The following is a 14,658-nucleotide window of genomic DNA, read 5'->3' as shown; positions in this document are numbered from 1 at the left end:
TCAGCCCGGGATCTCGCGCGGGTCGCGGCTGCGCGGGTAGGTGTTCTTCTCTCCGATCGTGCCGTCCTGCTTCTTGATCACGTGCTCGGTGCCGCGCTCGGCCGCCATCTCCCGGCCGGCGGCCTCCGCCTCGGCCTTCGTCTCGTGCCGGCTGCTGGCGCGCTCGTTGCCCTCCGGGCGGTTCTTCCACTGCCCGTCCTGCTGGTAGGTGTCGATGTCACCCTTCGCCATGTCGTCAGCTCCCTCGAATCCGTGGTCGATGACGAATGTCTGCCCCCACCCCCGCCCCCCTAATCCTCCCGCCCCCTCCCGCCCCTCCCGCCCCCTCCCACACCCCCCACCGCGCGCAGATTCACGGAAAGCGTGGCCATTCCGGCGGCAATAGCCACGCTTTCCGTGAATCAGGCGGGCCGAGGGGGCGGGGTGGGCGCGCGGGGGCGGCGCGATTTTGTGGGTTTCGATCTTGTCCCGGCATCTGGACGGGGAGCCGGGTCGGGAGTCCGGCGGGGCGGCGCGAAAACGTGTTACTGACCAGTAAGGACGCGCGTGAATGCCGCCAACCGCCCGAGTTGCCGTCGATCGGTCCTACCCGACCCAAGTGCTGAGATCGGGGCCAGTCGCCGCAAGCGGAACTCTTGCCATCAATGACAAACGTGTGACAACTTCGACGAAGCCCGATCGGCCGAGCCTCACCGGCCGAACGGCTGCCCGGGGCTGCCGAAAGGCCGCCCGTGCTCAGCTCCAGGAGGTATCCATATGCGACTCTCCGGGTCATCGCGGCGTACCGCCACCGCCCTCACCGTGGCCGGCGCGCTGATCGTCGGCTCACTGGCCGGCGCTCCCGCAAACGCCGCACCCGAGATGTCCGCCACCCCCGAGAAGGCCACCGCGCTCGCCGCCGCACTCGGCGACCGCTCCGCCGGGACGTACGCCGACGCCGCCGGCGCCATGGTCGTCACGGTGACCGACGACGCCGCCGCCCAGAAGGTCCGCGCGGCCGGCGCCACCCCCAAGCTCGTCACCCGGGGCGCGGACGACCTCGCCCGCGCCACCTCGGCGCTCGACAAGTCCGCCCGCATCCCGGGCACCGCCTGGTGGACCGACCCGGCGACCAACCAGGTGGTCGTCTCCGTCGACAGCACCGTCACCGGCGCGAAGCTGGACCGGGTCAAGGCCGTCGCGAAGCAGCTCGACGGCACGATCCGGATCGAGCGCGAGGCCGGCACGCTCGGCACCCGGACGGCCGGCGGCGAGGCCATCTACGCCCAGGGCGGCGGACGCTGCTCGCTCGGCTTCAACGTGCGCAGCGGCAGCACCTACTACTTCCTGACCGCCGGGCACTGCACCGCGATCGCCGCCAACTGGTACGCCGACTCCGGGCAGAGCAGCCAGCTCGGCACCGGTGGCACCGGCAGCTTCCCCGGCAACGACTACGGCATCGTGCAGCACACGAACGCCGGCGCGGCGGAGAGCAGCGTCTCGCTCTACAACGGCAGCACGCAGGCCATCACCGGCGCGGCCGACGCGTTCGTCGGGCAGTCGGTGCAGCGCTCCGGCAGCACCACCGGCCTGCACGGCGGCACGGTCGAGGCGCTCGACGCCACGGTGAACTACGCCGAGGGCAGCGTCTCCGGCCTCATCCGCACGAACGTCTGCGCCGAGCCGGGCGACAGCGGCGGCTCGCTGTTCAGCGGCAGCAGCGCCATCGGCCTGACCTCCGGCGGCAACGGTGACTGCTCCTCCGGCGGGACCACCTACTTCCAGCCGGTGACCGAGGCGCTCAGCGTCTACGGCGTGAGCATCGCCTGATCGCGTCCGCGTACCGGAAGGGGTCGTCGGGAAACCGGCGGCCCCTTCCGGCCGCTTTTGCCGGAACGGCAAGGATCCTTGCCGCCGGCCCGGCCCCCGCGCACGATGGCGGAGCCGGGCCGCCGACGTGCCCGGCGGCGAAGGAGGCAGGCATGACCGGGCACCACCACCAGCACCACCAGGACCCGCCGGCGGACACCGACCCGGCCCGGTTCTGGGACGAGCGGTACGGACAGGCGGAGCGGATCTGGAGCGGCCGGGTCAACCCGGTGCTCGCCGAGGTCGCCGCCGACCTGCCCCCGGGCACCGTGCTCGACCTGGGCAGCGGGGAGGGCGGCGACGCGGTCTGGCTGGCGACCCGGGGCTGGCACGTCACCGCCGTGGACATCTCGACCGTGGCGCTGGAGCGGCTCGCGGTCGAGGCCGCGCGCGCCGGCGTGGCGGACCGGATCACCACCGCCCGGCACGACGTGACCCGGGACTTCCCGGCCGGCCGCTTCGACCTGGTGTCGGCGCAGTTCTTCCAGTCCCCGCTGGTGCTGCCCCGGGAACAGGTGCTGCCCCGGGCGGCCGGGGCGGTGGCGCCCGGCGGCCGGCTGCTCGTCGTCGAGCACGGCGCGCCGCCGCCGTGGTCCGGGCTCGACGCCGACGACCCACGGTTCGCCAGCCCGGAGCGGATCCTCGCCGCGATCGACCTCGACCCGGACGGCTGGCGGATCGAGCGGCTCGGCGCGGCACGCCGCACCGCCACCGGCCCCGACGGTCACCCGGGAGAGCTGGTCGACCACGTGGTCCTGGCCCACCGCCGCTGACCGTCCGCCCCGGGCCGGGTCAACAGCAGCACCAGCGTGCCGGCCGCGCACAACGTCGCCGCCATGGCGTACGCCCAGCGGAAGCCGACCTGCGCGGAGAGCCCCAGCAGCGGGCCGGCGAGCACCGCGCCGATCGGGAACGTGTTGGTGAACAGCGTGGTGGCCCGGCCGGGCTGACCCGGCAGCAGATCCTGCACGTACGAGATGCCGACCCCGGAGACCGCGGCGATGAACAGCGCGTTGACCGGCTGCGCGACGAGCAGCACCGGCACGCTCGTCGCCCCGGCGGCGACCGCGTAGTAGGCGACGCCGCAGCCGGCCCCGACCAGGATCAACGGCCGGAGCCGGACCCGCGCGGTGAGCGCGCCCAGCCCCAGCATGAGCGGGATCTCCAGCGCGGCGCAGAGGCCCAGCACGAGGCCCGCGTCCGCCGGGTCGCCGCGCAGCACCCGGCCGATGAACAGCGGCAGCACCTGCACGCCGAGCGTCAGCGGGCACTGCAACATGGTGAAGGCGGCCACCGTCAGCGCCAACCGCCACCGCGACGCGCCGGGCGGGCCGGCGGCCGGCTCGTCCGGGGCCGGCCGCGGCGGCACCGGCAGCTCCTCCAGCCGGAGCACGGCGATCAGCGCGGCCAGCGCGTACATGACCGCGGCCGCGCCGTAGACCAGCCGGAAGCCGCCGACGGAGAGCAGGACCGCGGCCAGCGGCGGCCCGGCCACCCAGGACAGCGAGAAGACGGTACGCATCACGCTGACGCCGAGCGCGGCCCGCCCGGGACTGTCCCGGTCGAGCAGTTGGCGGGTGTAGGCGAACGACTGCGGGAACAGCGAGTTGGCCAGCGCCATCACGGTCGCGGTCAGCACCATCAGGACCCAGTAGTCGCGGACGAACGCGATCAGGCCGGCGCCCACCATCCCGGCCAGCGACGCGCCGATCAGCAGCCGACGCCGGATCGGCCACCGGTCCGACAGCCGCCCCACCAGCACCGCCACCGCCACCCCGGACAGCGGCGTGACGACCAGGAACACGGTGACCCGCACCGGATCGGCCCGCACCTCGGTGTCGAGGAACAGCGACAGGAAGGGCATCACCACGGAGACGGAGGTGCCGACGGTCAGGAACAGCAGGGCCAGCGGAAGCAGCCGGAAGCGGCCGGCGCGCACCGCCGGCCTGGTGTCGACAGCCATGCGGGGCACGCTACGCCGTACCGGTGACAAACCCGGCCCGGACGTGATTCTTACCGTCCTCGAACACCGCGCCGCTAACGTCGGCGGCATGAGGGAACGGGAAGCGGTGGCGCACCTGTTGCGCCGGGCGACGTTCGGGCCGACCGCCGACGAGGTGGACGACGCCGAGCGGGCCGGGCTCGCCGCCACCCTCGACCGGCTGCTCGACCCCGCCGGGCCGGACCGGGGCGCGGCGGCCACCCCGACGCCCGCGCTCGGCCCCGACCCGGCGGCGGCGCTCGGCCAGGACGCCACCCGTGAGCAGCGCCAACAGGTCAACCGCGAGCGTCGTGAGCAGGTGAGCACGCTGACCGCCTGGTGGCTGGCGCGGATGATCGCCGCCGAGCACCAGGGCGACGAGAAGCTGCTGTTCTTCTGGCACGGGCACTGGGCCACGAGCGTGCGCAAGGTCCGGTCGGCGCCGCTGATGCTGCGTCAGTTGGAGACGCTTCGACGGTACGGTCGGGGCCCGCTGGCGCCGCTGGTCGACGCCATGGTCCGGGACCCGGCGCTCATCCTCTGGCTCGACGGCCAGCAGAACACCCGGCGGGCGCCGAACGAGAACCTGGCCCGTGAGCTGCTGGAACTGTTCACGCTCGGCATCGGCGGCGGCTACGGCGAGACCGACGTCAAGGAGGGCGCGCGGGCGCTCACCGGCTGGACGGTGGACCGGCGTACCGGCGTCGCCCGGTTCGTGGCCCGGCGGCACGACCCCGGGCCGAAGACGATCCTCGGCAGCCGTGCCGCCTTCGACGCCGGCTCGTACGCGGCGCTGCTCGCCGGCCGCCCGGAGACCGCCCGGTTCGTCGCCGGCCGGCTGTGGTTCCGCTACGCCGGCGCGCAGGTGCCGCCGCCGGCGGACCTCGCCGGCCCGGACACCGTCGGCACGCTGCGCCGGATCTTCACCGCGCCGGCGTTCGCGCAGACCCGCGACACGCTCGTCAAGCAACCCGTCGAGTGGCTGGTCGGCGCGGCCCGGCAGCTCGGAGTGCGCCCGGCGGCGTTGTCGGAGGCGGGCCGGCGTCGGCTGCTGGCCGGGCTCAACGCCCTGGACCAGGTGCCGTTGCGGCCACCGAGCGTCGGCGGCTGGCCGGCCGGCACGGCCTGGCTGACCACCTCGTCGTTGCAGGCCCGGATGAGGGTCGCCGACCAGGTGGCCGGCGCGGCCGATCCGGCGGTGCTGGCCCGGCTCGCCGCCGCGCCGCCGGCGGGTCGGCCCGACGCGTTGGCGCGGCTGCTGGTCGTGGACCGGTGGAGCGATCGCACCCGGGCCGCCCTGGCCCCGCTGGCCGGACAACCCCGCCGGCTGCTGGTCGCCGGCCTGGTCAGCCCCGAGTACGCGGTCAGTTGAGAGGAGCGATCCGTGGACGTCCTGACCCGACGGCGGTTCCTGGTGGCCAGTGGTGTGGTCGGCGCGAGCGCCCTGGCCGGCGGCGCCGCCGCGTACCGCCTGAACGACCTGCTCGCCACCGCCGGTGACCGGGACCCGCAGGCCCGCACGCTGGTCCTGGTCACGCTGTACGGCGGCAACGACGGCCTGAACACCGTCGTGCCCCACGCCGACCCCGCCTACCGGAACGCCCGGCCCGACCTGGCGTACTCGGCCGAGGAGGTGCTGCGGCTCGACGACGGCACCGGCCTCAACCCGGCGCTCGCCGGGCTGCACCGCGCGTACGGCGCGGGACGGCTCGCGGTGGTGCGCGGCGTCGGCTACCCGAAGCCGGACCGTAGCCACTTCCGTTCCATGGACATCTGGCACACCGCCCAGCCGGACCGGCCCGGCACCACGGGTTGGCTGGGCCGCTGGCTCGACCGGGCCGGCGCGGACCCCCGGCTGGCGGTGTCGTTCGAACCGGCCCTGCCGCCACTGCTGGCCGGGGAACGGGGGGCGGGGGCGTCGGTGCCGGTGACCGAGCGGGAGGGCCCGCCCCGGCTCGCCGCCGAGACGCTCACCGCGCTCGCGGCCGTCGCGCCGGACGACTCACCGGCCCGGGCCCGCGCGGCGGCCTGCTTCGCCGACCTGGGCGCCGTGGACGCGATGGTCCGGCAGGTCCGGGCCACGCCGGCGGGGGAGGACGCCGAGGACGACGGGGAGACCGCGTCGGCCACCGCGACCGGCGGCGCCCGGGCCTCCCTGGACGCGCAACTCGACCTGGTCGCCCGTTGTGTCGAGGCGGGGGTCGTCACCCGGGTCTTCTCCGTCTCGCTCGGCGGCTTCGACACGCACGCCGACGAGAAGCAGCTCCAGCAGGTGCTGCTCGGGCAGCTCGACGGCGCGTTGAGTCGCTTCACCGACCGGATGTCGCGCACCGAGGCCGGCCGCGAGGTGGTGGTGGCGGTCTACTCGGAGTTCGGCCGCCGGGTCCGGGCCAACGCCTCCGACGGCACCGATCACGGCACCGCCTCGAACGTGCTGCTGCTGGGCGCGCCGGTCGACGGCGGCCTGTACGGCGAGCCGCCCAGCCTCACCGACCTCGACGACGGCGACCTGAAGTTCACCACCGACTTCCGGGACGTCTACGCCACGCTGTTGGAGCGGGTGCTGGACACCGATGCCGGGGCGGTCCTCGGGGGCTGGCGGGGGCGGCTCGCCGACGCGCTCTGAGCCGGCGACGCCGGGCTCAGCCGACCGCGGTGGCCGACGGCGGCGCGCTGCCGCCGCGCGGCGCCTCGGCGGTCATCAGGCGGATGATCTCCGCCCGGTCGGCCTCCGACGGCAGCCCCCACTCCGGCCGGTAGCCGTACACCTCATCCAGCGGGGTGGCGGCGGTCCGGCCGTCGACGATCTCGACCGAGTCGGTGCCGATCAGGCCGGGATGCTCCACGCCGCACGCCTCCGCGACCTTGACCAGGTCCCGGCGCAGCGTCCGCACGTAGTTGGCGGCCCGCACCGACTTGCGGGCCGGGTCCAGGCCCCGGGCCAGCCAGGCGTTCTGGGTCGCGACGCCGGTCGGGCAGGTGTCGGTGTGGCACTTCTGCGCCTGGATGCAGCCGATCGCCAGCATCGCCTCCCGGCCGACGTTGACCATGTCGGCGCCGAGCGCGAACGCGACCACCGCGTTGTCCGGCAGGCCGAGCTTGCCCGCGCCGACGAAGACCACCTGCTCGTGCAGGCCGCGCTCGGCGAACGTCCGGTAGACGCGGGAGAAGCCCTGCTGGAACGGCAGCGACACCGAGTCGCTGAAGATGAGCGGGGCGGCGCCGGTGCCGCCCTCGCCGCCGTCGACGGTCACGAAGTCGACGCCCCGGCCGGTGTCCCGCATCAGCGTGGCGAGGTCCTCCCAGAAGCCCAGGTCGCCGACCGCCGACTTGATGCCGACCGGCAGGCCGGTCTCGGCCGCGAGCAGCTCCACCCAGTCCAGCAGGCTGTCGCAGTCGGAGAACTCGGCGTGCCGCGACGGGCTGACGCAGTCCTGCCCGGCCGGGATGCCCCGGGTGGCGGCGATCTCGGCGGACACCTTCGCCGCCGGCAGCAGACCGCCCAGGCTGGGCTTGGCGCCCTGGCTGAGCTTGATCTCCAACGCCCGCACCGGCGCGCCCGCCACCAGCTCCTTGAGCCGGTCCAGGCTGAACCGGCCGTGGGCGTCGCGGCAGCCGAAGTACGCGGTGCCGAGCTGGAAGACCAGGTCACCGCCCTTGCGGTGGTACGGCGACAGGCCGCCCTCACCGGTGTTCTGGAAGCAGCCGGCCAGCGCGGCGCCCCGGTTCAACGCCTCGACAGCGTTGCCGGAGAGCGAGCCGAAGCTCATCCCGGAGATGTTGACCACCGACTCCGGCCGGAACGCCCGCGCCCGCCCGCGCGCCGCGCCCAGCACCTTGGCGCAGGGCAACGCCACGTCGTGCCCGGCGGCCGGCGCGGACGGCGGCACGGCCCGCCCGAACGTGCGGTGCTTGATGATCGGGTAGCCGCGGGTGTGCTCGATGTCGTTGTCGGTGCCGAACCCGAAGTAGTTGTTCTCCTGCTTCGCCGAGGCGTACACCCAGCGCCGCTGGTCGCGGGTGAACGGCCGCTCCTCGTCGTTGCCGGCCACCACGTACTGGCGCAGCTCGGGCCCGATCGACTCGATCAGGTAGCGGGCGCGGCCGAGGACGGGAAAGTTGCGGCGCAGCGCGTGGTCACGTTGCAGCAGGTCCCGTGCGGCGAGCGCGGCGACGGCGGCGACGGCGGCGGGTACGGCTCTTCTGGCCCAGCTCATCCCGCCACTCTTTCCGCCCGGGCCGCCGGCCAAACTCGGGCGGGAACCCGAGCGGCGCGAGCGGTGTCAGGGAAGTGGACCGAGGTGGAGGTTGCCCTGGACGACGACGAGATCGTCACCCGCGTACGCGCCGGTGACCGGGAGGCGTACGACCTCCTGGTCGCCCGGCACACCGCGTCCGCGTACCGGACGGCGGTGCTGCTCGGCGCCGGGCCGGACGCGGAGGACGTCATTCAGGAGGCGTTCGTGAAGGCGTACCGGAAGGTGTCCCGGTACCGGGGTGAGGCGTCGTTCCGGTCCTGGCTGCTGGCCATCGTGGCGAACGAGAGCCGGAACCTGCACCGCTCACGCGGCCGGCGGGACGGGCTGGCGCTGCGGGCCGCGGCGGCCGACCCGGCGACGGAGGCCACCGCCGGGGACGGGCTCGACGCGGTCCTCGCCGCCGAACGCCGCGCGGCGCTGGTCGGGGCGCTGCGCCGGTTGCCGGACCGGGACCGTGACGTGATCGCCTGCCGGTACCTGCTCGACCTCACCGAGGACGAGACCGGCACCGTGCTGGGGCTGCCCCGGGGCACCGTGAAGTCGCGGGCCCACCGCGCCCTGGCCAAGCTGCGCGGCCTGCTCGACCACGAGGCGGTGCGCCGTGGATGACCTGGAGCGGGAACTGCGTGACCTGGGCGCCTGGCTGGAGCCGGCCGAGCCGCCGGAGGTGACCGCCCGGGTCCGTGCCCGCCTCGCCGCGCCGCCGCGTCGACGGTGGCGGTACTGGCTGGCCGCCGCGCTCGCGGCCCTGCTGGTGGTGGCGCTGCCGCCGGGCCGGGCCGCGCTCGCCGACGCGGTGACCGGGCTGCTGCGGTTCTCCGGCGTCGTCATCGACACCGCGCCCGCGCCCGCGCCGCCCACCGGCACCCCGGCGCCGTGGCCGGCGCAGCGTCCGGTCGCGCTCGCCGAGGCCCAGCGGCAGGTCCGCTTCCCGATCCGGGTGCCGGCCCGGCTCGGCGCCCCCGAGCGGGTGCTGGTCGCCGATCCGGACGGCGCCGGCGCGCACCGGGTCGCCAGCCTGCTCTACCGGGGCGGGACGCTGCGGCTGGACGCGTTCGACGGCGCGCTCGACACCGTGTTCCACAAGCGGACGGCCGGCGCGGACGTGACGTTCACGTCGGTGCACGGCAACTTCGCGATCTGGGTCGGCGGCCCGCACGCGTTGGCGTACATCGACCGGCGGGGGAGCGTGCGGGTGGCCACCGCGCGTCTGAGCGCGGCGACGCTGATCTGGCAGGAGGGCGGCGTGAGCTACCGGCTGGAGGGCGACCTGACCCGGGACGAGGCGCTCGACGTCGCGGGCTCGCTGGACTGAGCCGGGAACCCGGCCGGCGCGGGCGGTGTCCTGCTGGTGGAGCGTACGTCGTCGATCGGGGGTGTCGGATGTCCCGTCCGGGCATGGTTCTGCTGGTGCCGGTGCTGCTGCTGGCCGGCTGCACGAGCGCGGGCCGACCGGCCCCGCCGCCGCCGGCCACCGGCCCGGCCGGTACGACCGCCGCCGCGCCCGCCGCGACGGGGTGCCGCGCGGCGGTGACGACCGGCCGGTTGCCGGACTGGGCGGACGCCGGGTTCCACGGCGACACCCGGATGCCGCACGTCCTCGGCGACCGGGGGGAGATCGTCGCGATCCTGTTCGGGCACCCGCTGACGTACGCCCGGAGCGAGGGGCCGACCAACAAGATCCTCTGGGTGGGTCGCCCGACGTCCGCCTCGCCCGACCCGACGGCGTCGACCACGCTGGTGATCACCGCGACGTTGGACGGCGTCGGCACCGCGGTCACCCGGGAGGTGGCCGGCGGTCCCGGACCGTCCACCGTCGACCTGCCGGCGGCCGGCTGCTGGCACCTGCGGCTGGCCTGGTCCGGCCGGTCCGACACGATGGACCTCGGCTACCGGGCCGCCGGCTGAGGCCGGGGTCGGCGACGGGTTCGTGCCCCGGCGGCGGGGCATGGGCCGGTCCGGTCCGGGTAACGCCGGGTCATGGCGAAGTACACGAAGCCGGAACTGCGGGAGCGGCTGAAGGAGGAGATCAAGGCCTCCGACAAGGGCGGCCGGCCGGGGCAGTGGTCGGCCCGCAAGTCGCAGTTGCTGACCAACGAGTACAAGAAGCGCGGCGGGGGCTTCGCGGGCCCGAAGGACGCACGGCAGCGTTCCCTGCAACGCTGGGGTGGCGAGCAGTGGCAGACCCGGTCCGGTGACACCCGTGCCCGGCACAACGGTGAAACCGAGCGTTACCTGCCGAAACAGGCATGGGAGGAGCTGTCGGAGCAGGACCGGCGGGAAACCGACCGTCGCAAGCGGCGCGCGTCGCGCACCGGCCGGCAGTACGTCCCGAACACCGGCCCGGCCAAGCGGGCCCGCCGGGACGCGACCGCGGCCGAGCAGGTGAACGAGCTGCCGGTGGCGGAGGCGGCGAAGCTGGTGCGCGACCTCGACAAGCGCCAGCTCGACGCGGCGTTGCGCCGGGAACGCGGCGGCAAGGCCCGCAGCACGCTGATCCGGCGGCTGGAGTCGGAACTCCGCCGCCGGACCGCGTGAGCACCGACTACCGGCGCGGCTGCTGCGGGACGCGGGGCAGCACGAACGGCGGTCCGGAGAAGATGAGGTCGGCCTTCAGCTCCTGGTACGACCGCTTCGGCTGGTAGTTCTCGTCGTACACGGTGGCCAGGCCCTCCGGCGGGTCCGAGAACGCGCCCGGCACCCAGGAGTGCTTGTCGGTGAAGCCCCAGAGCGTGAACGACAGGCAGTGCCGCTCGGCCAGGCAGGCGCGCAGCAGCGTGCTGAAGTTGGCCGCGGACGCCTGCAACCGGGGGTTGATCTCGGCGGAGTCGCCGGCCTGCACCCCGGCGGTGAGCTGGCTGCGCACGTCCACCTCGGTGAACGCGGTGGCCAGGCCCAGGCCGGCGAACTTCCGCAGCGCGGCGGCGACCTGGAGCGTGTCGTAGTTGCCGTACTGGGTGCCCAGGTGGCCCTGGCTGCCGACGCCGTCGATCGGCACGCCCCGGGCCCGCAGGTCCCGCGCCATCTCGTAGACGAACTGCGTCTTGTCGTCGGCCGGGTTGCCGGAGCCGAACGCCTCGATGTTGTAGTCGTTGTAGAACAGCAGCGCGTTCGGGTCGGCGGCACGCGCCCAGCGGAACGCGTCGGCGATGTAGCCGGGGCCGAGGTGTTCGGCCCAGAAGCCCTTGTAGTGCAGCGTGGACGGGGTGTCCCAGGGGTCGCTGACCGCCTCGTTCACCACGTCCCACTGCCAGATCCGGCCCTTGAAGTGGCGGACCACGGCGGTGATGTGGTCGCGCAGGATGCGGCGCAGCTCGGCGGTGTCGATGGAGCCGTCCTCGACGCCGCTGGTCAGCCATGCCGGCAACTGGTTGTGCCAGACCAGCACGTGACCGCGGACCCGCTGGTCGTGCTGGCGGGCGAACGCGACCAGCTCGTCGGCCGGCCCCCAGTCGTAGGTGCCGCGGGTGGGTTCCAGGCTCTCCCACTTCATCACGTTCTCGGCGGTGACGGTGGAGAACTCGGACCCGGCCAGCTCGCGGTAGCGCGGCTCGGCGGCGTTGTCCAGCGCGGCCATGTCGACCGCGGTGCCCACGTACAGGCCGTGTCGTTGGGCCAGGGCACGCAGGCTCTGCGCGGTCGGGTCGTAGGGGCGTCCGGCGGTGGCGGGTACGGCGTTGAGGGCGGCGGCGGTCGCCACGGCGACCAGGCCGGCGGCGATCCAACGGCTCGGCTTCACAGGTGTCCTTCCGGCAGCGGGCGAAACTTCCGGGAACTTTTCCGAAACTCGGCCGGAACATTACGGCCGTCGATGTGGCGTCGTCAATCGCCTGGCGCGCCGGTGTCTTGACACCCGCCATTGTGAACGTAAACATAGATGGTTGTCTGTATGGGGAGGTCTTCGCGTGAACGAGATGCGGCGTAGCCGGTTGCTGATCGCGCTGGTGGGCGCGCTGATCGCGCTGGTGGGTGGCGTGGCGGTCGCCCCGACGCCGGCCGCCGCCGCCACCGACGGGTTCCGGGGCATGAACTGGGCGGTGCTGGGCGACAACTTCAGCACCGGCCCGCTCGTCGTGCACGGCCTGAGCATGTCCGACAGCAACGCGACCGTGCGGGCCAAGGCCAACGCCCTCTACGACGACATGGCGGCCACCATGGGCGTCAACACCGTCCGGCTGCCGATCAACACGCACACCGTGGGCACGGCGTGGTGGGAGGCGTACCGGGGCGCGATCGACGCCGCCACCGCGCGGGGCTTCAAGGTCATCCTGGCCTACTGGGAGGACGGCGCCGCCTCCGGCGGCCGGATCACGAACCTCGCCGCCTGGAACGCGATGTGGTCCACGGTGACCAACACGTACGGCGCGAACCCCAACGTCTACTTCGAGCCGATGAACGAGCCGCACGGCTACAGCTCGGCGGAGTGGCGCGACGTCGCGGCCAACTGGCTCAGCTACCACTACTCGGCGGTGCCCGGCCGGGTGCTCGTCGGCGGCACCGGCTTCAGCCAGGACCTGCGCGACGTCTGCAACGACCCCCGCTTCGCCGCGACGCTGTTCTCCTTCCACCACTACGCGTTCTTCTACGAGGCGATGAGCTACGACGCCTTCCGGAGCCACATCCAGACCCGCCTCGGCGCCTGCGCCTCCCGGGCGGTGGCCACCGAGTTCGGCGCGCCGATGAACGACGGGCGCGACTACGCCGACGCCGCCAGCACCGACAACTTCGTGCGCCACATCCGTGCCATGGCCCAGGTCATGCGCGACAACCGGATGGGCGGCACCTACTGGCCGGCCCTCGGCGGCAAGCCCGGCACCATCGGGTACGACTGGTACTCGATGTTCTCGCTCAGCGGCAGCGGCACGAACCTCGACCTGACCGTCCGCAACCCCTCCGGCGCGGACCGGATCCGCTACGGGTGGGGCGACACGGTCGGCGGCGGGCCCACCACGCCGCCGCCGTCGACCGGGACGTTCTACCGGGTCACGGTGCGCCACAGCGGCAAGGCGATGGACGTCCAGGCGCCGAACACCGACAACGGCGCGCGCGTCGGCCAGTACACGTACGGCGGCAACCCGTGGCAGCAGTGGCAGTTCGTCGACGCCGGCAGCGGCTGGTGGCGCCTCGTCAGCCGGCACAGCGGGAAGTGCCTCGACGTGACGGGCGCCTCGACCGCCGACGGCGCCGAACTCATCCAGTACACCTGCGGCGGCGGCGCGAACCAGCAGTTCCAGATGGTGGCCAGCGGCACCTGGTTCCAGCTCCGGGCCCGGCACAGCGGCAAGTGCGTGGACGTGCCGGCCCTGTCGACCGCGGACGGCGTGGTCCTCAAGCAGTATCCCTGCAACACCGGCGCCAACCAGCAGTGGTCGCGCACGCCCGTCTGACCGTGGCCTAGTCGAGCGGGCGGCAGGAGGCCCGCACCACCAGCTCCGTGGGCAGCCGGATGTGCGCGTCGCGTTCGACGCCGGCGATCAGGTCGATCAGCAGGCGCAGCGACTCCGCGCCCATCCGTTGCAGCGGCTGCCGGATCGTGGTCAGCGGCGGGTCGACGAGCGCCGACTCGGGGACGTTGTCGAAGCCGATCACCGACAGGTCGTCCGGCACCGGGATGCCCATGCTCCGGGCCACGTCCAGCGTGGAGATCGCCGAGAGGTCGTTGCCGGCGAAGATCGCGGTCGGCCGGTCGGGGAGCGCGAGCAGTTCCGCCGCCGTGCCGGCCGCGCCCTCGATCCGGAAGCCGCCGACGCGGACCAGCCGCTCGTCCACCGCCACGCCGGCGTCCGCCATGGCCTGGCGGAACCCGGCCTCCCGCAGGCGCGCCGACTCCAGGTCGGGCCGACCGCTGATGTGCCCGATCCGGCGGTGGCCCAGCGACAGCAGGTAGTTGGTCGCGAGCACCGCGCCGGCGAAGTTGTCCGAGTCGACGGTGGGCAGCCCGGACGGGCCGGTGTGCGGGTCGACGGCCACGACGTGGAAGCCGTGCTTGGTCTCGACCACGGTCGGCGTCACGATCACCGCGCCGTCGATCAGCGTCCCGGACAGCCGGGCCAGCGACCGACGCTCCCACCCGATGGCGGCGCCCTCGCCGTCGCCGCTGGAGTAGGCCAGCAACTGGTACCCGCTGCCGGCCACCTCGCGGGAGGCGCCCTTGAGCAGCTCGGTCGAGAACGGCTCGAACTCGGCGACCAGGATGCCCAGCACGTTCGTCCGGTGGCTGCGCAGGCTCTGCGCGCCCAGGTCGGCCTCGTACCCGAGGTCGTGGATGACCTGTCGCACGCGCTCGACGGTGGCCTGCGCGACGCCGTACCTCCCATTGACGACCTTTGATACGGTCGCCACCGAGACGCCGGCGGTACGGGCCACGTCCGACATCTTGACGCGCTGCGGGAAGGTCACGACGACGATGATAGAGGTCTCGTGGGGCTGCGTCGCGACGGTTCGAAAACGTTATCGATACCGATTGACATCGAGTTACGTGGCTGTAACACTCCCCGACAGGTAACCCGACTGAGTGGTCGAGGAGACATCTAATGGCGATGAAACGCCGCGCCGGTGCCGTGTTGGCAC

14 protein-coding genes are annotated in these 14,658 nt (G+C 73.8%); 9 read left to right on the top strand and 5 right to left on the bottom strand.

Features of this window, described 5'->3' with window-relative positions; genetic code table 11:
* Complete coding sequence (locus OG767_RS19235) at positions 1-231, bottom strand: DUF2188 domain-containing protein (protein WP_405089820.1); 231 nt, start codon at positions 229-231, stop codon at positions 1-3.
* Between the two features lie 525 nt (positions 232-756).
* Between OG767_RS19235 and OG767_RS19230 the strand changes: the two genes are divergently transcribed.
* Both OG767_RS19230 and OG767_RS19225 read left to right on the top strand, forming a co-directional pair.
* The gene (locus OG767_RS19230) at positions 757-1,809 is read left to right on the top strand and encodes a S1 family peptidase (RefSeq protein WP_405089819.1); all 1,053 of its coding nucleotides are present in this window, start codon (positions 757-759) and stop codon (positions 1,807-1,809) included.
* Positions 1,810-1,961: 152 nt separating this feature from the next.
* A complete protein-coding gene (locus OG767_RS19225; protein WP_405089818.1) occupies positions 1,962-2,621 on the top strand; it encodes an SAM-dependent methyltransferase in 660 nt (219 codons plus the stop codon).
* Here the strand turns inward: OG767_RS19225 and OG767_RS19220 are convergent.
* Positions 2,573-3,811 carry a sugar efflux transporter gene (locus OG767_RS19220; RefSeq protein ID WP_405089817.1) on the bottom strand — a complete coding sequence of 413 codons (1,239 nt, stop codon included), beginning with the start codon at positions 3,809-3,811 and terminating at the stop codon, positions 2,573-2,575. The genes OG767_RS19225 and OG767_RS19220 overlap by 49 nt on opposite strands.
* Positions 3,812-3,899: 88 nt before the next feature.
* Between OG767_RS19220 and OG767_RS19215 the strand changes: the two genes are divergently transcribed.
* Both OG767_RS19215 and OG767_RS19210 read left to right on the top strand, forming a co-directional pair.
* Positions 3,900-5,201, top strand: a complete 1,302-nt coding sequence (locus OG767_RS19215; protein WP_405089816.1) for a DUF1800 family protein — start codon at positions 3,900-3,902, stop codon at positions 5,199-5,201.
* A gap of 12 nt (positions 5,202-5,213) precedes the next feature.
* Positions 5,214-6,455 carry a DUF1501 domain-containing protein gene (locus OG767_RS19210; RefSeq protein ID WP_405089815.1) on the top strand — a complete coding sequence of 414 codons (1,242 nt, stop codon included), beginning with the start codon at positions 5,214-5,216 and terminating at the stop codon, positions 6,453-6,455.
* Between the two features lie 16 nt (positions 6,456-6,471).
* On the opposite strand, the gene OG767_RS19205 is transcribed toward OG767_RS19210, so the two are convergent.
* A complete protein-coding gene (locus OG767_RS19205; protein WP_405089814.1) occupies positions 6,472-8,046 on the bottom strand; it encodes an FMN-binding glutamate synthase family protein in 1,575 nt (524 codons plus the stop codon).
* Between the two features lie 84 nt (positions 8,047-8,130).
* Between OG767_RS19205 and OG767_RS19200 the strand changes: the two genes are divergently transcribed.
* The 4 genes from OG767_RS19200 (at position 8,131) to OG767_RS19185 (ending at position 10,626) form a co-directional block, all read left to right on the top strand.
* Positions 8,131-8,697, top strand: coding sequence for an RNA polymerase sigma factor (locus OG767_RS19200; RefSeq protein ID WP_405089813.1), 567 nt, complete (start codon positions 8,131-8,133; stop codon positions 8,695-8,697).
* A complete protein-coding gene (locus OG767_RS19195; RefSeq protein ID WP_405089812.1) occupies positions 8,690-9,403 on the top strand; it encodes a hypothetical protein in 714 nt (237 codons plus the stop codon). Before OG767_RS19200 ends, OG767_RS19195 begins: the two co-directional genes overlap by 8 nt.
* A gap of 83 nt (positions 9,404-9,486) precedes the next feature.
* Positions 9,487-9,996: a hypothetical protein gene (locus tag OG767_RS19190; protein WP_405089811.1), complete on the top strand. Its 510-nt coding sequence runs from the start codon at positions 9,487-9,489 to the stop codon at positions 9,994-9,996.
* Between the two features lie 72 nt (positions 9,997-10,068).
* Entirely contained in the window at positions 10,069-10,626 is a 558-nt protein-coding gene (locus OG767_RS19185) for a DUF5872 domain-containing protein (protein WP_107157341.1), read from the top strand.
* A gap of 7 nt (positions 10,627-10,633) precedes the next feature.
* On the opposite strand, the gene OG767_RS19180 is transcribed toward OG767_RS19185, so the two are convergent.
* On the bottom strand, positions 10,634-11,827 hold the full coding sequence (locus OG767_RS19180) for an endo-1,4-beta-xylanase (RefSeq protein WP_405089810.1): 1,194 nt from the start codon (positions 11,825-11,827) through the stop codon (positions 10,634-10,636).
* Positions 11,828-12,002: 175 nt separating this feature from the next.
* Here OG767_RS19180 and OG767_RS19175 point away from each other — a divergent pair, with 175 nt between their 5' ends.
* Complete coding sequence (locus OG767_RS19175) at positions 12,003-13,475, top strand: RICIN domain-containing protein (RefSeq protein ID WP_405094248.1); 1,473 nt, start codon at positions 12,003-12,005, stop codon at positions 13,473-13,475.
* A 7-nt stretch (positions 13,476-13,482) separates the two neighbouring features.
* On the opposite strand, the gene OG767_RS19170 is transcribed toward OG767_RS19175, so the two are convergent.
* Positions 13,483-14,487 carry a LacI family DNA-binding transcriptional regulator gene (locus OG767_RS19170; protein ID WP_107157346.1) on the bottom strand — a complete coding sequence of 335 codons (1,005 nt, stop codon included), beginning with the start codon at positions 14,485-14,487 and terminating at the stop codon, positions 13,483-13,485.
* Positions 14,488-14,658 lie beyond the last annotated feature (171 nt).

This window comes from Micromonospora sp. NBC_01392, from assembly GCF_045040125.1.
GTDB lineage: Bacteria > Actinomycetota > Actinomycetes > Mycobacteriales > Micromonosporaceae > Micromonospora.
This window is presented reverse-complemented; position numbering and strand designations above follow the sequence as displayed.